Origin of the sequence: Tenggerimyces flavus (assembly GCF_016907715.1) — a bacterium.
GTDB lineage: Bacteria > Actinomycetota > Actinomycetes > Propionibacteriales > Actinopolymorphaceae > Tenggerimyces > Tenggerimyces flavus.
In genome coordinates this window covers 2,206,033-2,226,641 of record NZ_JAFBCM010000001.1, presented here as the reverse complement: position 1 = coordinate 2,226,641, position 20,609 = coordinate 2,206,033, and the positions used below count along the sequence as shown (strand labels likewise).

The following is a 20,609-nucleotide window of genomic DNA, read 5'->3' as shown; positions in this document are numbered from 1 at the left end:
TCCTGTGCTCGTTCTCGGCGGGCTCGGTGTCGACCTCGTCGTTCGCGTCCCCTCGCTCCCCCTGCCTTCCGTCGACTCGGCCGTCGTGCCGCCGATCGAGACACGCGTGGCGCATCCCGCGACGGGACTCGCATTGGCGTTCCGCGCTCTCTCGGTGCCGGTCGTCGTTTTCGACGCCGTCGGGGCGGATCCTGAAGGCGCGTTGGTCACTTCGTTCTTCGCGTCGTTGGGCGTTCCGTTGCACACCGTCGTCGCGCCAGGTGGAACGCGTCGTGCGGTGAACCTCGTCGAGCCGGGTGGGCGGCGGTTGTCGTTCTACGACGGTCGCCCCTCGCCGCCGCCTGTCGTGCCGGAGTCGGCGTACCTGCCGCTCGTTCGCGAGGCGCGGCATGTGCACGTGTCGATCATGGACTTCGCCCGGCACGCGCTGGCGCCGATCCGTGCGGCCGGCGTCACGCTGTCGACGGACCTGCACGACTGGGACGGAGTTGCGGAGTATCACCGCGACTTCGCGCGGGCGGCGGACGTGGTGTTCCTGAGTACGTCGGCGCTCGGCGACCGCTTCGAGTCGACGATGCGCGCGATCCTCGCCGACGGCGTCGTGACGGTGGTGGTCGCGACCGCGGGAGCGGACGGCGCGTACCTGCTCACCCGTGCCGGTACCTTCCTGCACCAGCCGGCGATCCCGCCGCAGAGTCCGGTCGTCGACACGAACGGCGCGGGCGACGCGTTCGCGGGCGGCTTCCTGTCCCGCTGGCTGACAGGCGACCCACCCGAACGCTGCCTGCTCGCCGGCGCCCTCACCGGCGCCCAGGCCTGCACCGGCCCGCTCAGCCCCAACCTCATGCTCGACCGCGAGACCCTGTTTGTCTCAATGTCCTAATGTCCTGACTTAAGGACAAAGTGGATGAGCCGTACGTCGACACAACCATGTCCGAATCCGGCTAGCTCCTGTCGGTGCCGGGTGGCACGCTCGACGGTGTGATGCCGACGTTCGAGCAGTGCTACCGCGCCGCGGAGTCGAAGGACCCGCGGTTCGACGGGTGGATCTACTCGGCCGTCACCTCGACCGGCATCTACTGCCGTCCGAGCTGTCCCGCGGTGATGCCGAAGCGCGAGAACACCCGCTTCTACCCGACCGCCGCCGCGGCGCAGGAGGCCGGCTTCCGCGCCTGCCGGCGCTGCCTCCCCGACGCCGCGCCGGGCTCGCCGGAGTGGGACATCCGCGCCGATGTCGCGGCCCGCGCGATGCGCCTCATCGACGACGGTCTGGTCGAGCGGGAGGGCGTGAACGGGCTCGCCTCGCAGCTCGGCTACACGACCCGTCACCTCGGCCGGTTGCTCACCGCCGAGCTCGGCGCCGGACCGCTCGCGCTCGCCCGGGCCCGTCGTGCGCACACCGCGCGGCTGCTGCTCGAGACGACGCCGTTGCCGATCACCGACGTGGCCTTCGCCGCCGGGTTCGGCAGCGTGCGGCAGTTCAATGACACCGTCCGTACGGTGTTCGCCGCGACGCCCGGGCAGGTGCGCGAGAAGGCGCGGCGGCGCGGCCCGACGGGCACGAACGGAGCCGTCGAGCTGCGGCTGCCGTACCGCGCGCCGCTCGAGGCCGACGCGCTCTGGCAGTACCTCGCCGACCGCGTCATCCCCGGCCTGGAGGAGCTGGACGGCCAGACCTACCGGCGTGTGCTGTCGCTGCCGCACGCGCAGGGAGTCGTCGAGCTGACGCCTGCCGAGGGACATGTCAAGGCGAGGTTGCAGCTGGAGGATCTGCGCGACCTCGGACCGGCGGCGGCGCGCTGCCGGCGGCTGCTGCACCTCGACGCCGACCCAGCGGGGATCGCCGACGTGCTCGACAGCGACGACCTGCTCGGCCCGCTGGTACGCAAGCGGCCCGGCCTGCGCGTCCCCGGATCGGTCGACCCGTTCGAGACCGCGATCCGCGCGATCGTCGGCCAGCAGGTGTCGATCGCGGCGGCCCGTACCGTCGCCGGCCGGCTCGTCGAGACGCACGGCACACCGTTGTCCAAGCCCATCGGCACATTGACGCACCTGTTTCCCACGCCGACGGCGCTCGCGGGGGCCGGCGTGCTGCCGATGCCGCAGTCGCGCACGCGGACGATCACCGGCCTGGCCGCGGCGGTCGCGAACGGCGACGTCCGGCTCGACCGCGGCGCCGACCGCGCGGAGGTCCGCGAGTCGCTGCTCAGCCTCCCCGGCATCGGACCGTGGACCGTCGAGTACATCGCGCTGCGCGGACTCGGCGACCCGGACGCGTTCCCCGGCACCGACCTCGGCATCCGGCAGGCACTGGTGTCCCTCGGCGTCGACGACAACCCGCGAACCATCGCCGCGCTCGCCGAGCGCTGGCGCCCGCTGCGGAGCTACGCGGCCCAGCATCTGTGGACACACCTTTCCGACAAAGGGGACTCGGGATGAGCAACGCGACCATGGCCGTGATCGCCTCACCGGTCGGCGCGCTCGAGCTCCGCGTGGTCGACGGCCACCTCACCCGGATCCACTTCGCCGGCAACGCCCCGCTGCAGGAGGGCACGCTCGACGACGACCCGGTGTTGCGGGCAACGGCCGATCAGCTGCGGGAGTACTTCGCGGGTGAGCGGACGACGTTCGACGTGCCGATGCGCCTGGAGGGGACGGCGTTCCAGCGGATGGTGTGGCAGCTGCTGCTGGAGATCCCGTACGGCGAGACGTGGTCGTACGGCCAACTGGCCAAGCGCATCGGCCCTTCCGCGTCGCCGCGGGCCGTCGGTGCGGCGAACGGGTCGAACCCGATCCCGGTGATCGTCCCCTGCCATCGGGTGATCGGCGCGAACGGGAAGCTGGTCGGCTACGGCGGCGGGCTGGACAAGAAGGTCGGGTTGCTGGAGCTCGAGGCACGCGTTCGGGTGGAGGCGGACTTCGGCTGAGCAGTACGGTCGTGGGGAGACTCTCGCCCACACCCCGGAGGACGTCAGATGTCGTCGAGCGACACCCGCCTGGTTTACATCGGCTCGTTCACTTCGCCCGGAGGTACGGGCACCGGGATCACCCTCGCGAAGCAGGCGATCTCGACCGGCGAGCTGTCGGTCGTCGACGTCGTGGCGGAGTCCGCGTCGCCGGCGTTCCTGGCCTGGCATCCGTCCGGACAGTTCCTCTATGCCGTGAACGAGGTCGGCGAGGGCGCGGTGTCGGCGTACGCGGTCGGCGACGACGGCTCGCTCACCTTCCTCGGCACGCAGCCCACCGGCGCGAACGGTCCGTGCCACCTGACCGTGCACCCGACCGGCCGGTTCCTGCTGACCGCGAACTACGGCAGCGGGGCTGTCACCGTGCACCCAATCGCTGCGACCGGCGAGCTCGGTGACCGGACGGATCTCGTTCAGCACAAGGGATCTGGGCCCAACCCGTCGCGGCAGGAGGGTCCGCACGCGCACCACGTACGCGTCGACCCGTCGGGCACGCACGTGCTGGCGGTGGACCTCGGCATCGACGCCGTGCTGACGTACGTCCTCGACCTCGACAAGGGCACGTTGACGAACGGCTCGATCGCGCACACCGAGCCCGGCGCGGGACCGCGGCACCTGGCGTTCGCGCCGGACGGCCACGTCCATGTGGCGAACGAGCTCGACTCGACCGTGACCACGTTCCTCCTCGACCCCGCCTCCGGCGCGCTGGCTCCGACGGGCGTGACGTCGTCGCTGAAGCAGCAGCCCGCGCCGGACGACAACTACCCGTCGGAGATCGGGATCTCCGAGGACGGGCGGTTCCTGTACGTCGCGAACCGCGGCCTCGACGTGATCGGCGTGCTGGCCGTCGAGGGCGCCGTCGTACGGCCAGTTGCGGACGTCCCGACCGGCGGCGCGTGGCCGCGGCACCTCGCGGTGTCCGGCAGCCACCTGTACGTCGCGAACGAGCGCTCGCACCAGGTGACGCACTTCAGCCTGTCCACGGAGACGGGTCTCCCGGAGCTGGTCGGCGAGATCGCGGTCCCCAGCCCCGGCTGCATCCTCCCAGCCCTCGCCTGACGACTTCCCTTGCCGAAACGGGGTGTTGCCACGTGGCAGCCCTCCGAAAACCCCAGTCTGGCAAGGGAAGTGGGCTGGGCTGTGGACGGTGAGGTCCGGCAGGTCGTGTCTGGCAACGAGCGCCGAGCCCGTATGGGCGTGGTGCAGGAGGAACTCGATTGGCTCTATGGGTGACGAGCCGCGCACCGCGTACAGGCGGACTCTGCTTATCTTGGGGAGGTGTCGCGCGCCAGGCGATCTTTGCCAGACACGGCCCGGGCAGACGTGGGATTGCGACGTCTCGAGTGATCCGAGCGGGAAGGCACTCCGTAGGTGAAGCGTCGTGGCCGCCTTACCCGGCCAGTGGCCGCTCTACCTGGCGTCCACCCCACGTAAGGGGGCCAATGATCATGTAAACATGGTCGATGGCCCCCGAGCGGGGCCGGACCGGTCGACCCACCGCCGGACGAAGGAACGAGGCTAGAAGAGGTGGGCGTTGACCTCGCGGACGTTCGGTGCGAGGGCGGGCAGCTCGACCACGTCGATGCCGGCGGCGGTGAGGCGTTCGGCGCCCTCGCCGGTGACGAAGAGGGACGGCTCGCGCCAGGCGAACACCACGCGGCGGAGGCCGGCGGCCTCGATGTGGTCGGCGCAGCTTCGTTCGCGCGACTTGCGGGTCGAGCATGGCTCGAGTGACGAGTAGATCGTCGCGCCGGAAAGGTCACCGGACAGCTTCGCGAGTGCCGCTTCCTCGGCATGGTTGAGCGGATCGCCTTCGCGCGAGTAGCCGCGGGCGAGCTCCTCCCCCGAGGCGGAGACGACGATCGCGCCGACCGAGAACGCGGTCCGCGACGGCGGGCACAGCCGGGAGTGCTCGATCGCCTCGCGCAGCCACCGTTCGTCGTCCATCGCGCCGAGAAGATACCGGAGCACGACGACGTCGCCGACCTGTTCGACCCCGGCGAGCCGCATCCGGCGCCGAGCCGAGTGCGGGAACGCCCCAGGCCCCACGAACCGGGGAGCCAGAGCATCGCCGACGAAGAACGGGGCCACCGCGAGCTGCAGCTCGTCGACCAGGTCCGCAGCGAACAGCGACGTGAGCACCGCGCTCCCGCCCTCGACCAGCAGCCGCCGCACGCCCCGCTCGACCAACGCCGGCAGCGCCTCGGAGAGCGACGAGAACACGACCGACTCCGCCTCCCCGGCGAAGAACCGAGCCCCGGGAGAGAGCTCACCCGACCGCGTGACCGTCACCCGCAACGGACTCGGGGGCAGCCCCTCCGCGACCCGCGCCAGCCGCCGTACGTCCGAGCGGACGAGCAGCCGCGGATCGTCGCGCCGGATCGTGTTCGCGCCGACGAGGATCGCGTCACACCGCGCCCGCAGCTCGTCGACCCGGTCCAGATCGTCCGAGTTCGACAGGATGAGCCGCTCGGCACTCGCGTCGTCGAGGAACCCGTCGACCGACATCGCGCAGCTGACCAGCACGTACGGGCGATCACTCACGCGCGTACCCCAGCCGAGCGGCCAGCGCCAACGCCGCCGCCTTGACGTGCCGGCCGTACGTCGGCACCAGCTCCTCCGGCATCCGGGTCCGCGGCGTCGAGATCGACAGGCTCGCGACCGGCACGCCGTCGGAGTCGAGCACCGCCGCCGCGACCGCGGCCACATCGGAGCGCCACTCGCCGCTGTTCGTCGCGTACCCGCGCCGCCGGATCGCGGCCAGCTCTCCCTGCAACCGCTCGTTCGATGTGATCGTCGTGTGCGTGTAGCCGGGGAGGGGCGTCCGCATCAGCCGGTCGATGTACGCGGGCTGCATGTGCGCCAGCACCGCCTTGCCGTTCGCCGAGGCGTGCAACGGGAGGTTGATCCCGAGCGGCAGCACGATGCGTACGGCCTTGGGCGTCTGCAGCCGCTCGATCAGCACGACCTTGTCGCCCTCGGGGACCATCAGGTGGATCGTCTCCTCGGTCCGCGCGCGCAGCTCCTCCAGCACCGGCATGCCGGCGTCGCGCAGCGAGAGCTCCTCGGTCGCGTGCCGGCCGACGTCGAGCGCGCGGGTGGTCAGCACCCACCGCGTCACCTCGCCGCGGGCCTGCCGGATCCAGCCCGCGGTGTTCAGCGTGTGTAGCGCGCGCTGGGTGCTGCTCTTGGGCATCCCGAGCACGCGGGCCAGCTCACCGACGCCCACGGGCTGCCGGGTCGCGACCTCTTCGAGGACGCGGAGAGTGTTCAGAACGTTCTGCATGCCTTGACTCCTCGCACGACCGACTCCTACGATCCGCCGTACCGCCCCACGGAACATTGTGCCGTAAAACGGAACGAACGGCCAGCCGACCGGGAGGATGGTCTGGTGACGACGCGCAGTGGACGACACTTCCTGCAGATCCCTGGGCCCACGAACGTGCCGGAACGCGTGCTGCGCGCGCTGTCCCGGCCGACGATCGACCACCGCGGTCCGGAGTTCGCTTCACTCGCGCTCGACGTCCTCGACCGGCTGAAGTCGATCTTCCAGACGGCCGGGCCGGTGGTCGTCTACCCGTCGTCGGGTACGGGGGCGTGGGAGGCCGCGCTCGTGAACACCCTGTCGCCCGGGGACCGCGTGCTCGCGTTCGAGACCGGCCACTTCGCCACCCTATGGCGCGATCTGGCCGTCAACCTCGGCTTGCAGGTCGACTTCGTTCCGGGTGACTGGCGGCACGGCGCCGACCCGTCGTTGGTCGCCGACCATCTTCGGGACGACACGAAGGCCGTCATGGTCGTCCACAACGAGACGTCGACCGGCGTGCGCAGCCGCATCCCGGAGGTTCGTGCGGCGATGGCGGATCATCCGGCGCTGTTGATGGTCGACACGATCTCGTCGCTCGGCTCGATGGACTACCGGCACGACGAGTGGGGCGTGGACGTCACGGTCGGGTGCTCGCAGAAGGGGCTCATGCTGCCGCCCGGCCTCGGCCTGAACGCGGTGAGCGCGAAGGCTCTCGCCGCGCGCGAGCAGGGGCGTTTGCCCCGTGCCTATTGGGATTGGGGCCCGATCCTGCAGGCGAACGAGCGGGGCTTCTTCCCGTACACGCCGCCGACGAATCTCCTGTACGGGTTGCAGGTCGCGCTCGATCTGCTGCTCGACGAGGGTCTGCCGAACGTGTTCGCCCGCCACGACCGGCACGCGGAGGCGACGCGCCGGGCCGTGCGGGGTTGGGGGCTGGAGGTGCTCTGCGCGGACGAGCGGGAGTACTCGAGCTCGCTCACCGCGATCGTCGTGCCTGAGCCGCACGACGCCGATGCCGTGCGAGAGCTGATCCTCGACCGGTACGACCTGTCGCTCGGCACGGGACTCGGCAGGCTGGCCGGGCGAGTGTTCCGGATCGGGCATCTCGGCGACCTCAACGACCTCACGCTCGCGGGCACGTTGGCTGGTGTCCAGCTGGGCTTGACGGCGGCCGGCGTACCCATCGAGAAGGGCGGACTCGACGCGGCGCTGGACTCCCTCGCATGAGCTCGGAGCGCATCCAGACCGCGCTTGCGGCCGCGCTCGAGGGAGAGGTGCGCGTCGACCCGTTCACGCTGCATCTGTACTCGTCCGACGCCAGCATGTACGCGATCGAACCACTGGCTGTCGCTTTCCCCAAGCACACAAGGGATGTCCAGCGCATTGTGCAGGTCGCCGGCGAGCGGGGCGTGCCAGTCCTGCCGCGCGGCGCCGGGACGAGCCTCGCCGGGCAGACGGTCGGGCGGGCGATCGTCGTCGACTTCTCCCGACATCTGAACCAGGTGCTGTCGGTCGACGCCGACGCCGGGACCGCGCTCGTCCAGCCCGGCGTCGTCCAGGATCAGCTGAACCGGCATGCCCGCAAGGTCGGCCTGACGTTCGGCCCAGACACGTCGACGAGCAACCGGGCAACGATCGGCGGCATGATCGGCAACAACTCCGCCGGCAGTCACTCGGTGCGGTACGGCTCGACGATCGACCACGTACGGGCGCTCGACGTGGTGCTCGCCGACGGCCGTCAAGCTCACCTTGCCCCCGGCGGGGACGACCCGCTCAGCGCCGGTGTCGCCGACATCCTGCGCCGGCACGAGGCTGCCCTGGCGGGGTTTCCGCCGTTCTGGCGACACTCCGGTGGCTACCGGCTCGACCGCGCTGCCGGCGATCTGACCAAGCTGGTCGTCGGATCCGAGGGCACGCTCGCGATCGTCACCGAAGCTGAAGTGGGGCTGGTGCCGCGGCCCACCGCGCGGGCGATCGCGGTCGGGCACTTCTCCTCCACACCGGCGGCGATCGCTGCCACGACCGACGCGCTGGCGTTCGACGCCGCGTCGGTCGAGCTGATCGACTCGACGATCCTCGAGCTGTCGTACCAGCGGCTGGAGTACGCGTCGCTCGGCACGATCCTGCAGGGCACTCCCGCGGCGTTGCTGTTCGTCGAGTTCTTCGGCGACTCGCAGGCCGAAGTCGCCGGCCGGGTTGAGGAGCTGGCCACGACCTGGGCGGCGAACAAGCATGGCTACCACACGCTGCGGGCGGTCACGGCCGAGCAGCAGGCGTCCGTACTGAAGGTGCGGCGGGCCAGCCTCGGGCTGCTGATGGCGGCGAGCGTCGGTACCCGGCGGCCGCTCGCGTTCGTCGAAGACACGGCCGTTCCGCCGGACGTGCTGGTGCCGTACGTCGAGGACTTCGCCGCGATCCTCAACAGGTACGGGATGGAAGCCGGATTCTACGGGCACTGCTCGGTCGGCTGCCTGCACATCCGCCCGTTCGTCGACCTCCGGCAGGCGGGCGAGGTGACGAAGCTTCGTGCCGTCGCCGAGGAGATCGCCGAGCTGGCGATGCGGTACGGCGGCGTGAACTCCAGCGAGCACGGCGACGGGCTGGTGCGGTCGGCGTTCAACCGCAAGCAGTTCGGGCCCGAGCTGTACGAGGCCATGCGCGAGGTCAAGCGGCTGTTCGATCCCGACAACCGGCTGAACCCGGGGAAGATCGTCGACGCACCCGAGCTGACCGAGCATCTGCGTGATCCGGCGTTGCCACCAGCACCGAAGATCCCGACCCAGTTGAGCTTCGCGTCCACGAGCGGACTGCACGGGGCCGCCGATCGGTGCATGAACATCGGCGTCTGCCGCAAGGACGACTCCGGCGTGATGTGCCCTTCGTACATGGCGACGCGCGAGGAGGAGCACTCAACGCGCGGCCGGGCGAACGCGTTGGTCAAGGCGCTCTCCTCACCCGACCCACGTGCGGCCCTCGGCGACGACCGACTGCACGAGATTCTCGATCTCTGCTTGGAATGCAAGGCCTGCAAGTCGGAGTGCCCGCTCGGTGTCGACATGGCGTCGATGAAGAGCGAGGCCCTGTCGCAGCGACACGAGCTGCACGGGACGCCGTTGCGGTCCCGGGTGTTCGGCGCGATCCGTACGCTCAACCGGCTCGGCTCGACGTTCGCGCCGTTGGCCAACGCATCGCTTCGCTGGCGCCCGATTCGGGCGGCGCTGGATCGCTGGTTGGGGATCTCGCGGAACCGTCCGCTGCCGCGGTTCGAGCGACGCAACCTGCAGCGCTGGTTCCGTCGCCGCGCGGCTCCGGCCAGCGCCGAGCGGGGCGAGGTCGTGCTGCTCGCGGACTCGTTCACGACGTACTCCGAGCCCGGCATCGGCCGCGCCGCGGTGGAGCTGCTCGAGCGGGCCGGCTTCGCCGTTCGCCTGGTGGGAAACGGCTGTTGCGGCCGGTCGAGCATCTCCAAGGGCCTGCTCCGGCAGGCGAAGGCCCATGCGCAAGGCATGGTTGACACCTTGTGGCCGTACGTCGAACGAAACCTACCGATCGTCGGCGTCGAACCCTCGTGCCTGTTGACACTGCGGGACGAGTACGCGAGTTTGCTGCCCGACGACTCACGCGTGCCTCGGTTGGCCGAGGCGGCGAAGCTCGTTCCCGAGGTGTTGCTCTCCGCGATGGAGGACGGCGCGCTCCCGTTGGCCGCGGACTCACCCGTCAGCGGCCGGCGGATCGTTCTGCACGGCCACTGCCACGAGAAGGCGGTCGTCGGAACGGCGGCGACGCGTTCGCTGCTCGAACGCATTCCCGGCGCCGAGGTGGTCGAGCTGGACGCCGGGTGTTGTGGCATGGCCGGCTCGTTCGGATTCGAGTCGGAGCACTACGAGCTGTCCATGAAGATCGGTGGCCTGCGCCTGTTCCCCGCGCTGACCGCCGAACCTCCCGACACGCTGGTCGCCGCCACCGGGGTCTCGTGTCGTCAACAGATAGCGCACGGCGCTGGTCGTACGGCCAGTCATCCGGTCCAACTCGTTCGTTCGGCCTTATTGGACTAGTCACAGACCTTCGGGGAGGTTGGCGCCATGTCCGCTGAGCATATCTCCATCCTCGTCCTGGTGGCGATGTTCGTCATCGCGACCGTTCTCCCGGTGAACCTCGGCGCGCTCGCGCTCGTGGGTGCGTTCCTCGTGGGCACCTTGGCCGCGAACATGGACACCGGGACGATCCTGGACGCGTTCCCCGGCAAACTGTTCGTGACGCTGGTCGGCATCACGTACCTGTTCGCGATCGCGACGAACAACGGGACCGTCGACTGGGTGGTGCGCGTGTCGATCCGCCTGGTACGCGGGCGACTGGTCGCGATCCCGTTCGTGATGTTCATCCTGGCGACGTTGCTGACCGCGGTCGGTGCGCCGGCGCCGGCCGTGGCGGCGATCCTGGCACCGATCGCCTTCGGTTTCGCCAAGCAGTACGACATCAACGCCCTGCTGATCGGGCTGATGGTCGCGCACGGGACGCAGGCGGGGGCGTTCTCGCCGATCTCGGTGCTGGGCGGGATCGTGAACGAGGTCGTGTCGGACGCGAAGCTGCCGTCGAACGACGTCGTGCTGTTCCTGTCCTCGTTCGCGTTCAACACGGCGGCGGCCGTGGTGGTCTTCTGCCTGTTCGGTGGGCTGCCCTTGTTCCGGCGGGTGGCGACGGCGGAGGACGAGGAGACCGAGAAGGAGAAGTCGAGCCTGCGGCTGACCTGGCATCAGGCGCTCACGGTCACGGGGATTCTCGTGCTGTGCGTGCTGGCGTTGTTCTTCGACCTCGACGTGGGTCTGGTCGCGGTGACGGTCGCCGTGGTGCTGTCGCTGGCGTCGCCGAAGGCCAACCGCGGCGCGGTCGACCGGATCGCCTGGTCGACGGTGTTGTTGATCGGCGGTGTGGTGACGTACGTCGGGGTGCTGCAGGAGATCGGGACCATCGACTACATCGGCACGTCCGTCGCGGCGATCGGTGCGCCCCTGTTGGCCGCGTTGCTGATCTGCTACGTCGGCGGCGTGGTGTCGGCGTTCGCCTCGTCGGTGGGGATCCTGGGTGCGTTGATCCCGTTGGCGGTGCCGTTCCTGCTGCAGGGCGAGCTCGGCGCGGTCGGCCTGATCGCGGCGCTGTCGGTGTCGTCGACGATCGTCGACGTCAGCCCGTTCTCGACGACGGGTGCGCTGCTGGTGGCGAACGTGCAGGGCATGGATCGGCAGGTGTTCTACAAGCGCCTGCTCGCGTACGGCGCGGTGATCGTGGCCGTCGGACCGTTGCTGACCTGGCTCGTTCTGGTCGCGCCGGGCTGGCTCTAGCTCTAGCCCCAGCTCCCGCCTCACGAACTGTGGGGTTCTGGTAGCGACACGCCGGCGTGTCGCTACCAGAACCCCACAGTTTGTGAGTGGTCGGAGATCCGAGGGCTGGGTTTCGTCCACATGCCATGGGATCGGAGAGTTCTCCACAGATGTGGCTGAGGGTCGTCGACTCGTCGGACCGCTCTACAGACTCGCCATATGTCCGTTCAGCCCTTGCCTGACGACGCAGTCCAATGTCCGATGACCAGATCGCGTGCCGCGAAGTACGGAGGAAGTCGGCACGATCTGGAGAGCGCCCAATGGGAGCGCCGATATCAAGGCGTTCACTCGTGGTTCGGCCGTCCGCGAGACGATCCCCTGGTTCGCATTCAGGACGCATCCACCTTGCTCCTCGAAGGCACGGTACTTGCGGGCTGGGCGGCCGCGTACCTCCTTGGCGCTTCCGATCTCGATGGGATCGCACCAGACGGGACCACGCTTCCCATCACGATCTGCCTGCAACCACAGGTGCAGATGTGTCCACGTGCCGGCATCGTCTTCGTCCGTAGCGCCTTCGCCGACGATGAGGTTGACGTAGTGAGCGGCATCCCCGTCCTCGGTGCGATCCGGACGACCTTCGACCTCATACGGAGAGCTCCTGACCTGTCAGAAGCAGTCGCCGCCGTTGACGCGATGCTGCGGCAGACCTTGGTGGGTCGCGACGACGTTGTTGACTACATCGCCGAGCACACTGGATGGCGCGGCGTACGTCGAGCCCGCCGTGCGGTTGCTCTTGCCGACTCGCGTTCCCGATCATGCGCGGAAAGCCGGTTCCGTGTTGCGTGGGCAGTCGACGCCGGCATACCGTTGCCGGAGGTCAACGTGCCGGTCTACGGCTCGAGCGACGGCGTCCTGCTCGGTATACCCGACCTCCTCGACATCGAGTCCGGACTCGTCGGCGAGTACGACGGAGCACAGCACCGAACGCTTGAGCATCACACTGCGGACAACGCTCGCGAGGAGGTCCTCGAGCAGCACGGCCTCACAGTCGTACGAGTCACCGCACCCGACCTCGCACAGTTCCGGCGCCGTACCGTCTATCGCCTCAAGCAGGCTCGCGAACGCGGGTTGGCACGAGATCGTCGACTCGACCGCTGGACTCTCGAGCGTGACCATGTCATCTAGCCACCTTGCCCACCACGCTCGCACCCACGCCCCTACCCGCCCGGGGCCTCACAAACTGTGGGGTTCTGGTAGCGACACGCTGGCGTGTCGCTACCAGAACCCCACAGTTTGTGAGGGAGTAGGGGCTGGGGGCGACCACGGTCTAGGTGGTCTAGGTGTTGGGGAGGATCAGGACCTTGCTGGCGGTGAGGTCGCCCTTGGCGAGCGCGTCGAGGGCGGCGGGCGCTTCGTCAAGGGAGACGCGGCCCTCGATGAGGCGGTCCAGCATGGCCGCGGGCGCGGTGCCGACCCACTCGGCGGTGGCGCGGAACTCGGCGTCGGTGTAGCAGAAACTGCCGACGACCGTACGTTCCTCCACGCTCACCGCATAGGCGGGCACGGTGAGCTGCGGCGTGTGCATGCCGACCAGCACGACACGGCCGCCGAGGTCGGTGGCGGTCAGGGCGTCGGCCAGCGAACGGGAGGAGCCGACGGCGTCGATGACCAGCGTGGGGAGATCCCCGAGGACGGCCTGGAGTACGTCCGGCCACGCGCCGTCGGTGGGGTCGAACGAAGCGATGCCCACCGCGTCGAGCAGCGCGCGGCGGGCGGCAACGGGCTCGGACACGGCCAGCCGCCCCACGCCGGCGCGCGACGCGGCGAGCGCGCAGGCCTGCCCGATCGGCCCGCCGCCCACGACGAGCACGACGTCGTCAGGCGTCGCCTCACCGCGCGCGACCGCGTGGGAGCCGACGGCGAGGGGCTCGACGAGCGCTCCGAGCTCGAGGGGCAGGTCGGGTCGCAACGGGACCAGGTTGGCGGCGGGAGCCACCAGAAGCTCCGCAAAGGCAGCGGAGATGGCCGGATCCACACCAATGACGCGTTTCGTACGGCACCTGGGCTGCTGACCTTCCTTGCAGGCAGCGCATTCGCCGCATGCCAACACCGGGTTGACAGTGACCAGCGCCCCGGCCGCGTAGTCGCCGCTCACGACCCGGCAGACGGTCTCGTGGCCCATCACCTGCTCGGGAAAGCGCCTGCCGTTCTCGCCGGTGAAACCGTGCAGATCCGAGCCACAGATGCCGGTGGCCAGTACCTCGAGCAGGACCTCGCCCGCGCCCGGCACCGGATCCGGGCGCGTCTCCACGCCGATGTCCCACGGCCCCCGATAGACCAGTGCGCGCAACGTCCCGCTCCTCTCACCGACCGCGCGCACCATAGCCCGGCGTTTCTCGGATAGCGAAGAAGCCGTCAGCCGGCCGAACAACCCTTGCCCACGGCAACTGCGTCCGTCCGCGCCCGGCGTTCACATACGAGAACGCGCCAGCACGCCGCCACCGGCCCACGGTTACGTTCCTCTCACTGAAATCGGGGATGCGCTGACGACTCTTATCAACGTTGTACAAGCGCGCCCTCACATCCAACGGGAGGGAACTCATGAGAAAACTGGCATGGGCACCCGTCATTGCTCTGGTCGCAGGACTTCTGACTTTCCTGACACCGACCGCGGCTTCGGCGGACGCCATCGAAGTTCGCAACACCGGCTCCTACGACATTGGCGCGATCCGCTGGTACGACGGCGTTTACAACGTTCCCGGAAAGTACGACGCACTGATTCCAGCCGGGCGTTTCTCGGGCTGGCCGACGACGGCGGGCATCTATGTGGGACCGGGATACTGCGTGAGATTCCGTATCTGGCTCAGGGGAACCGAGCAGAACCCTCCGGGCGCGGGAGACCTCGGGGAGGTCAACTTCTTCCGGGCCGACGCGTTCAACTTCCCCAACGGAAGGCACCTTCTTTTCGGCAACAGCAGCTGGGACGTGAAGGCATTGCCACTCAGCAACAGCGGTTGCTGGAATCCCTGATCGACAACCACTAAGCGCCTTTCCTGTGCGGAGATCCCCGCACAGGAAAGGCGCTTCACCTCAGGTGCGGGTCGCGAGCCAGCCGGCCATCGCGCGGACGCCGTGGCCGATCGCGCGCTCGTCCGGGTCGAACGTCGCGAGATGCGGATAGCTGGTCTCGACTCCAGCGCCGGGTGCCCGGACGCCGAGGTAGGAGTAGGTACCCGGGAGCCGGTCGAAGAACAGCGCGAAGTCCTCGCCGCGGAACGGGATCGAGGCGTACATCGTGCTCACCCGCCCGCGGCCGAGCCGGCCGCGCAGGTAGCGCCGCACGGCCCGACCGTCGCGCTCCGGGACCTTCAAGGCGGGGAACGGGTCATCGGTGAAGGGCGCGGAGGCGCCCGCCGACGCCGCGAGCCGGCGGATGGTGCCGCGGATCCGGACGTACCGTTCCTCCGGCCAGCAGCGGTACGAAACCCGTACCTCGGCCCGGTCGGCGGTGGCGGTGTCGGACACGCCGGCCTGCAGGAAGATGAACTCCGACAGCGGCCCGTTCGGCGTCCCCGCGTCCACCAGGAACTGTTCGAGATCCTCCGGCGTGATGGGCGGCGACACCGTGCCGAGCGCGCTGAGGTCGGCGGCGAGCTGCCGCGCCCGCGGGATCGCGTCGGCGCCGGTGACGGTGATGACGCCGTGGTCCTGGCCCGGATAGCCGTATCCGGGCATGACGGCGAAGTGCCCGACCGGCAACGGCCCGCAGTGCAACGCGTGGATCTCGGCTGGCCGGGCGCCTCGGAACACGCCGTCTCCGAGCATCGCGGCGGCGCCGGTCAGGTTCTCCTCGGCGGGTTGGAAGACGAACACGACCTTGCCACTGAGCCGGCGGCGCAGGCTCGCCAGCACCTCGGCGATGCCCACGCCGATCGTGGTGTGCAGGTCGTGTCCGCACAGGTGGGCAGGTGCGGCGCCGTCGCCTCCGAGCTGGTCGGCCGGCGGGACCGCGTCCATGTCCGCGCGGTACGCGACGGTCCGGCCGGGGCGTACGCCGGTGAGAACGCCAACGACGCCGTGCCCTCCGACGCCCGTGCGTACGTCGAGCCCCGCGGCCCGGAGTCGGCTAGCCACCAGCGCAGCCGTTCGCCGTTCCTGTCCGGCGGTCTCGGGGTGCTCGTGGATATCACGGCGCAGCGCGATCAGGCCACGCTCCCGCTTGCCCACCAGGGCATCGATCGACTCCTCGATCGGATCCATTGGACGGCCAGCGTACGCCGCCCCACCGTGCACGATTCCGGCTCCCGCGACCACGGCCGCGGCGCCACCAAGCAGTACGCGCCGACCGACGGCGCGAGGTTTCGAGTTCGACATGTGTCCTCCCAGGCTCGTTCGGCAAGCCTGTCCCGGGCGGAGGTGAGGGCGCATCGGGGAAAGGCCCCTGCGGGCCTGGGGAATCGCCGTTAGCTGTCTCTGGGTGTATACCGCCGCAGCTCCTGCGTCCTCCGCACGAACTCCCGTCCCTGTTGACGGCTCTCGACGACTCCCGCCGCACGGGCCTGGACCAGGAGGTTGCCCAGCGCCGTCGCCTCCACCGGGCCGGCCAGGACGGGGAGACCGCTCGCGTCGGCCGTGAGCTGGCAGAGCAACGCGTTCTGCGACCCGCCACCCACGATGTGCACCGCGTCGACCGGCTGCCCCGACAGCCGCGACGCCGCTCGCACGTTCCGCGCATGGGCGACAGCCAGGCTGTCCAGGATGCAGCGGGTGATCTCGGCCGCCGTCCGCGGGACCGGCTGGCCCGTCCGCGCGCAGTACGCCTGGATCCGCTCCGGCATGTTCCCCGGCGCGAGGAACTCCTCCGACTCCGCGTCCACCACGAACCGCCCGCCCGGCTCGCGCGCCGCCTGCTCAAGCAGCCACTCCAACGGCGGCGCCCACCAGCGCATGCACTCCTGCAGCAGCCACAGCCCCATCACGTTGCGCAGAAAGCGAATCGTCCCGTCGACGCCCACCTCGTTGGTGAAGTTCGCCGCCAGGCTCTCGGCCGTGAGTACGGGCGACGCCAGCTCCACGCCGACCAACGACCAGGTCCCACAGGAGATGTAGGCGAACCGCTCGCCCTCCGCCGGCACCGCCACCACGGCCGACGCCGTGTCGTGCGACGCCACGGCCGTCACCCTTGCGCCCTGCCACGTTCCGAGTACGTCGCCCGGCTCCCGCAGCGGCGGCAGGATCCCCGTCGGAATCCCCAAGCTGGACGCGAGATCTGTCGCCCAGCTGCGCGTCCCCTGGTCGTAGAGCTGCGTGGTGGACACGTTCGTACGTTCCGCGCCGATCGACCCTGTCAGCTTGTGCCCGATCAGGTCGGGGATCAGGAGCATCGTCCGCGCCCGCTCGAGCAGCTCTGGGTCCTCGGCGAGCAGCTGGTAGATCGTGTTGAACTGCATGAACTGCAGGCCGGTCTGCTCGTACAGCGCCGCGTCCCCGAGCGACGCACGTACACGTTCCATCACGCCGTCGGTCCGGTTGTCCCGGTAGTGCACGGGCGGCGCGATCAAGGCGCCACGCTCGTCGAGCAGGCCGTAGTCCACGCCCCACGAGTCCACGCCGATCGACTGGACCGCGCCGGCCGCCTGGAGACCTTCCTGGATGCCGCCCCAGAGACCGTCCAGATCCCAGGTCAGCCGCGGACCCTCGACCGGCTCGTTCGGGAATCGATGAACGACCTTGGCCGCAAGGACATCCGGCCCGATCTCACCGCGCAGCACCCGCCCGCTCGACGCTCCGAGGTCGACGGCCGCAGCGACGAACGGGCTCACCGGAGGAACGCCGCCGCGACGCCGGAGTCGACCGGAACGTGCAGCCCGGTCGTCTGCGCGAGATCACCCGCCACCAGCGCGAACACCGCTGCCGCCACGTGCGAAGGCAGCACTTCCTTCTTCAGCAACGTGCGTTGCGCGTAGTACTCGCCGAGCTTCTCCTCCGGAACGCCATACACAGCTGCACGTTGCGCGCCCCATCCGCTCGCGAAGATGCCCGAGCCCTTCACCACGCCGTCCGGGTTGATGCCGTTCACCCGTACGCCGAACTGCCCGAGCTCCGCGGCGAGCAGCCGCACCTGGTGCGCCTGGTCCGCCTTCGCCGCGCTGTAGGCGACGTTGTTCGGCCCGGCGAAGACGCTGTTCTTCGACGAGATGTAGACGATGTCGCCGCCGAGCTCCTGCTCGATCAGCACCCGCGCGGCCGCACGCGAGACGAGGAACGAGCCCCGCGCCATCACGTCGTGCTGCAGGTCCCAGTCGGCGAGAGTCGTTTCCAGCAAGGGCTTCGAGATTGACAGCCCGGCGTTGTTGACGATCAGGTCGACGCCGCCGAACGCAACCACGGCTTGACGCAGCGCCTCGTCGATCTGCTCCTCGTTCGTCACGTCGACCGTCACCGGTACGGCGACGTCGGCGTTGCCGATCTCCGCGGCGACCGTCGCCGCCGCCTCCGCGTTCAGGTCCGCGACAACCACACACGCGCCCTCGGCGGCCAGTCGTTCGGCGATCGCGCGGCCGATGCCCGACCCGGCGCCGGTGACGAACGCGATCCGCGTCGCCAGCGGCTTGGGCTTGGGCATCCGCTGCAGCTTGGCCTCTTCGAGCTGCCAGTACTCGATGCGGAACTTCTCGCGTTCCTCGATCGGCTGGTACGTCGAGATCGCCTCGGCGCCGCGCATCACATTGATCGCGTTGGTGTAGAACTCGGCGGCCACGCGGGCGGTCTGCTTGTCCTTGCCGAAGCTGAACATGCCGACGCCGGGCACGAGCACGATCGCCGGATCCGCGCCCCGCATGGCCGGTGAGCTCTCGTCTGCGTAACGCTCGTAGTAGGCGCGGTAGTCGTCGCGGTACGCGGCGTGCAGCTCGCGGAGACGTTCGTACGTCTGGTCCAGCGGCACATCCGGCGGAAGGTCGAGGACGAGCGGGCGAACCTTCGTCCGCAGGAAGTGGTCCGGGCAGGAGGTACCGAGCGCGGCGAGCTCCGGATGCCGTTCCCTGGCGAGGAAATCGAGCACCGGATGGGAGTCGGTGAAGTGCCCGACCTGCGGCTTGTCCGTCGACGCGAGCCCGCGCAGCAACGGGAACAGCGCTGCCGCGCGGCGCCGGCGTTCGACTTCTTCCAACGGCTCATGGACAACCGCGCCGAACGGATCGGGCCGGCCACGTTCGTCAATGTAGGTTTGACACCACCGGATGATCTCCAGCGAGTGCGCCTCGCACTCCTCCGACGTCGCACCCCACGCGGTGATGCCGTGCCCGCCGAGGATCACCCCGATCGCCTCGGGGTGCTCGCGCCGGATCCGCGCGATGTCCAAGCCCAATTGGAATCCTGGCCGCCGCCACGGCACCCAGGCGACCCGTTCCCCGAAGCACTCCTTGGTCAATGCCTCGCCGTCGGCTGCCGTAGCGAACGCGATGCCGGCGTCCGGGTGCAGATGGTCGACATGCGCGGCGTCGACGAGCCCGTGCATCGCGGTGTCGATCGACGGAGCCGCTCCGCCCTTGCCATGCAGGCAGAAGTCGAACGCAGCGACCATGTCGTCCTCGGTGTCGACGCCTTGGTAGACGTCGACGAGGGCCCGCATGCGGTCGAGCCGGAGCGCGGCGAGGCCGCTCTCCTTCAGTGTCCCGAGGTCGCCGCCGGAGCCCTTGACCCAGAGCAGCTCGACGTCGCCGTTCGTCACCGGGTCGGTCGCGGTCGCCTTGCAGGAGGTGTTTCCGCCGGCATAGTTGGTGTTCCGCGGATCGGCGCCGAGCCGATTGCTGCGGTCGAGCAGGTGCTGGACTTCGGGGTGGGTCATGCTCCCCATCCTGCCGCCTGACCGTCCTTGCGTTCCTCGCGGACCCGTTCGGCATGGCCGGAACGCTTGTACGCGGCGAGCGGGTCGGGGTCGAGGCCCAGCTCTTCGCGGACTTCTCGCAGGAGCGGGCGGACGTCGGTGTTGAACGCGTCCATCACCGCGGCGTTCCCGCCCAGGACATCGCCGTCGCGCTGCGCCTCCTCGAGCGCGTCGGCGTCGACGAGCAGCGCCTTCGCGGTGGCCTCCTGCACGTTCATCACCGAACGGATCATCGCGGGGACCTTGGGCTCGAGGTTGTGGCACTGGTCGAGCATGAACGCGACGTTCGCGGCCTTGTCCAGCGCGCCGGCCCGCACGATCTCGTGCATGATCCGGAACAGCTGGAACGGGTCCGCCGCGCCGACCATGAGGTCGTCGTCGGCGTAGAAGCGGCTGTTGAAGTGGAAGCCGCCGAGCTTTCCCTGCCGGAGCAGGAACGCGACGATGAACTCGATGTTGGTGCCGGGCGCGTGATGTCCCGTATCGACGAGTACCTGCGCCTTGTCCCCGAGCGTCGCGCAATGGGCGTACGACGTTCCCCAGTCCGGAATGTCGGTGGCGTAGAACGCGGGCTCGAAGAACTTGTACTCGACCAGCATGCGCTGCTCGTCGCTCAGCCGGTCGTACGCGGCCTGCAGTGCTTCGGCGAGCCGATCTTGCCTTGCCCTGAGGGAATCCTGCCCCGGGTAGTTGATGCCGTCGGCGAACCAGAGGCTGAGGATCTCCGACCCGGTGGCGTCCATGATGTCGACGCACTCTTTGAGGTGGTCGATGGCTTTCGCGCGGATCGCGGGGTCGGGGTTGCAGACGCTGCCGAGCTTGTAGTCGTCCTCCTGGAAGACGTTCGGGTTGATCGCGCCGAGCGTGATGCCCTTGTCGTTCGCGTGCTTGGACAGGTCGGCGTAGTCGTCGACCTTGTCCCAGGGGATGTGCAGCGCGATGCTCGGCGCGACGCCGGTGACCTCGTTGACCAGCGCGGCGTCGTCGACCTTCTCGTATGCGTTGCGCGGGATGCCCTCCTGCGCGAACACCTTGAACCGCGTGCCGGAGTTGCCGTAGGCCCACGACGGCGTCTCGATGTGCTGCGCCTTGAGCGCTGCTTTCACCGCGTCGGTCGATGCCATGGGCCT

At 69.5% G+C, this 20,609-nt stretch carries 16 protein-coding genes; 9 read left to right on the top strand and 7 right to left on the bottom strand.

Annotated features, from left to right (window positions below; all coding sequences use genetic code 11):
* The first annotated feature begins 4 nt into the window (after positions 1-4).
* The 4 genes from JOD67_RS10235 to JOD67_RS10220 all read left to right on the top strand — a co-directional run bounded on the left by JOD67_RS10235 (position 5) and on the right by JOD67_RS10220 (position 4,025).
* Entirely contained in the window at positions 5-883 is an 879-nt protein-coding gene (locus JOD67_RS10235) for a carbohydrate kinase family protein (protein WP_205117196.1), read from the top strand.
* Between the two features lie 74 nt (positions 884-957).
* On the top strand, positions 958-2,439 hold the full coding sequence (locus tag JOD67_RS10230) for a DNA-3-methyladenine glycosylase 2 family protein (RefSeq protein ID WP_307782342.1): 1,482 nt from the start codon (positions 958-960) through the stop codon (positions 2,437-2,439).
* Positions 2,436-2,927 carry a methylated-DNA--[protein]-cysteine S-methyltransferase gene (locus JOD67_RS10225; RefSeq protein WP_205117195.1) on the top strand — a complete coding sequence of 164 codons (492 nt, stop codon included), beginning with the start codon at positions 2,436-2,438 and terminating at the stop codon, positions 2,925-2,927. The genes JOD67_RS10230 and JOD67_RS10225 overlap by 4 nt, the downstream gene beginning before the upstream one ends.
* A gap of 48 nt (positions 2,928-2,975) precedes the next feature.
* The gene (locus JOD67_RS10220; RefSeq protein ID WP_205117194.1) at positions 2,976-4,025 is read left to right on the top strand and encodes a lactonase family protein; all 1,050 of its coding nucleotides are present in this window, start codon (positions 2,976-2,978) and stop codon (positions 4,023-4,025) included.
* Positions 4,026-4,484: 459 nt separating this feature from the next.
* Here the strand turns inward: JOD67_RS10220 and JOD67_RS10215 are convergent, their stop codons facing one another.
* Together JOD67_RS10215 and JOD67_RS10210 are read right to left on the bottom strand one after the other, a co-directional pair.
* Entirely contained in the window at positions 4,485-5,510 is a 1,026-nt protein-coding gene (locus JOD67_RS10215; RefSeq protein ID WP_205117193.1) for a dihydrofolate reductase family protein, read from the bottom strand.
* Complete coding sequence (locus JOD67_RS10210) at positions 5,503-6,252, bottom strand: IclR family transcriptional regulator (RefSeq protein ID WP_205117192.1); 750 nt, start codon at positions 6,250-6,252, stop codon at positions 5,503-5,505. Before JOD67_RS10210 ends, JOD67_RS10215 begins: the two co-directional genes overlap by 8 nt.
* Before the next feature lie 105 nt (positions 6,253-6,357).
* On the opposite strand from JOD67_RS10210, the gene JOD67_RS10205 reads away from it, so the two are divergent.
* The 4 genes from JOD67_RS10205 (at position 6,358) to JOD67_RS42635 (ending at position 12,776) form a co-directional block, all read left to right on the top strand.
* Complete coding sequence (locus JOD67_RS10205; RefSeq protein WP_205117191.1) at positions 6,358-7,500, top strand: pyridoxal-phosphate-dependent aminotransferase family protein; 1,143 nt, start codon at positions 6,358-6,360, stop codon at positions 7,498-7,500.
* The gene (locus JOD67_RS10200; protein ID WP_205117190.1) at positions 7,497-10,328 is read left to right on the top strand and encodes an FAD-binding and (Fe-S)-binding domain-containing protein; all 2,832 of its coding nucleotides are present in this window, start codon (positions 7,497-7,499) and stop codon (positions 10,326-10,328) included. The genes JOD67_RS10205 and JOD67_RS10200 overlap by 4 nt, the downstream gene beginning before the upstream one ends.
* Before the next feature lie 27 nt (positions 10,329-10,355).
* A complete protein-coding gene (locus JOD67_RS10195) occupies positions 10,356-11,612 on the top strand; it encodes an SLC13 family permease (protein ID WP_205117189.1) in 1,257 nt (418 codons plus the stop codon).
* Positions 11,613-11,810: 198 nt separating this feature from the next.
* Positions 11,811-12,776 (top strand): type IV toxin-antitoxin system AbiEi family antitoxin, encoded by a 966-nt coding sequence (locus tag JOD67_RS42635; RefSeq protein WP_504970650.1) that lies wholly within the window; start codon positions 11,811-11,813, stop codon positions 12,774-12,776.
* 151 nt (positions 12,777-12,927) lie between these two features.
* Here the strand turns inward: JOD67_RS42635 and JOD67_RS10185 are convergent, their stop codons facing one another.
* A complete protein-coding gene (locus JOD67_RS10185) occupies positions 12,928-13,941 on the bottom strand; it encodes a zinc-dependent alcohol dehydrogenase (RefSeq protein ID WP_205117187.1) in 1,014 nt (337 codons plus the stop codon).
* Between the two features lie 251 nt (positions 13,942-14,192).
* Here JOD67_RS10185 and JOD67_RS10180 point away from each other — a divergent pair, with 251 nt between their 5' ends.
* On the top strand, positions 14,193-14,621 hold the full coding sequence (locus tag JOD67_RS10180; RefSeq protein ID WP_205117186.1) for a hypothetical protein: 429 nt from the start codon (positions 14,193-14,195) through the stop codon (positions 14,619-14,621).
* Positions 14,622-14,681: 60 nt separating this feature from the next.
* On the opposite strand, the gene JOD67_RS10175 is transcribed toward JOD67_RS10180, so the two are convergent.
* The 4 genes from JOD67_RS10175 to rhaI all read right to left on the bottom strand — a co-directional run bounded on the left by JOD67_RS10175 (position 14,682) and on the right by rhaI (position 20,603).
* Positions 14,682-15,851, bottom strand: a complete 1,170-nt coding sequence (locus JOD67_RS10175) for a M20/M25/M40 family metallo-hydrolase (protein ID WP_205117185.1) — start codon at positions 15,849-15,851, stop codon at positions 14,682-14,684.
* Positions 15,852-16,054: 203 nt separating this feature from the next.
* Positions 16,055-17,413 carry a rhamnulokinase gene (locus JOD67_RS41825; protein ID WP_205117184.1) on the bottom strand — a complete coding sequence of 453 codons (1,359 nt, stop codon included), beginning with the start codon at positions 17,411-17,413 and terminating at the stop codon, positions 16,055-16,057.
* Positions 17,410-19,440 carry a bifunctional aldolase/short-chain dehydrogenase gene (locus JOD67_RS10165; RefSeq protein ID WP_205117183.1) on the bottom strand — a complete coding sequence of 677 codons (2,031 nt, stop codon included), beginning with the start codon at positions 19,438-19,440 and terminating at the stop codon, positions 17,410-17,412. Before JOD67_RS10165 ends, JOD67_RS41825 begins: the two co-directional genes overlap by 4 nt.
* Positions 19,437-20,603: an L-rhamnose isomerase gene (gene rhaI, locus JOD67_RS10160; RefSeq protein ID WP_205117182.1), complete on the bottom strand. Its 1,167-nt coding sequence runs from the start codon at positions 20,601-20,603 to the stop codon at positions 19,437-19,439. Before rhaI ends, JOD67_RS10165 begins: the two co-directional genes overlap by 4 nt.
* Positions 20,604-20,609: the final 6 nt, after the last annotated feature.

Bases quoted from the DNA above. Each gene is read 5' to 3' on its own strand.
- JOD67_RS10225 (WP_205117195.1), top strand. From the start codon at position 2,436: ATGAGCAACGCGACCATGGCCGTGATCGCCTCACCGGTCGGCGCGCTC.
- JOD67_RS10165 (WP_205117183.1), bottom strand. From the start codon at position 19,440: ATGACCCACCCCGAAGTCCAGCACCTGCTCGACCGCAGCAATCGGCTC.
- JOD67_RS10180 (WP_205117186.1), top strand. From the start codon at position 14,193: ATGAGAAAACTGGCATGGGCACCCGTCATTGCTCTGGTCGCAGGACTT.
- rhaI (WP_205117182.1), bottom strand. From the start codon at position 20,603: ATGGCATCGACCGACGCGGTGAAAGCAGCGCTCAAGGCGCAGCACATC.
- JOD67_RS10200 (WP_205117190.1), top strand. From the start codon at position 7,497: ATGAGCTCGGAGCGCATCCAGACCGCGCTTGCGGCCGCGCTCGAGGGA.
- JOD67_RS10175 (WP_205117185.1), bottom strand. From the start codon at position 15,851: ATGGATCCGATCGAGGAGTCGATCGATGCCCTGGTGGGCAAGCGGGAG.
- JOD67_RS10210 (WP_205117192.1), bottom strand. From the start codon at position 6,252: ATGCAGAACGTTCTGAACACTCTCCGCGTCCTCGAAGAGGTCGCGACC.
- JOD67_RS42635 (WP_504970650.1), top strand. From the start codon at position 11,811: ATGTCCGTTCAGCCCTTGCCTGACGACGCAGTCCAATGTCCGATGACC.
- JOD67_RS10195 (WP_205117189.1), top strand. From the start codon at position 10,356: ATGTCCGCTGAGCATATCTCCATCCTCGTCCTGGTGGCGATGTTCGTC.
- JOD67_RS10220 (WP_205117194.1), top strand. From the start codon at position 2,976: ATGTCGTCGAGCGACACCCGCCTGGTTTACATCGGCTCGTTCACTTCG.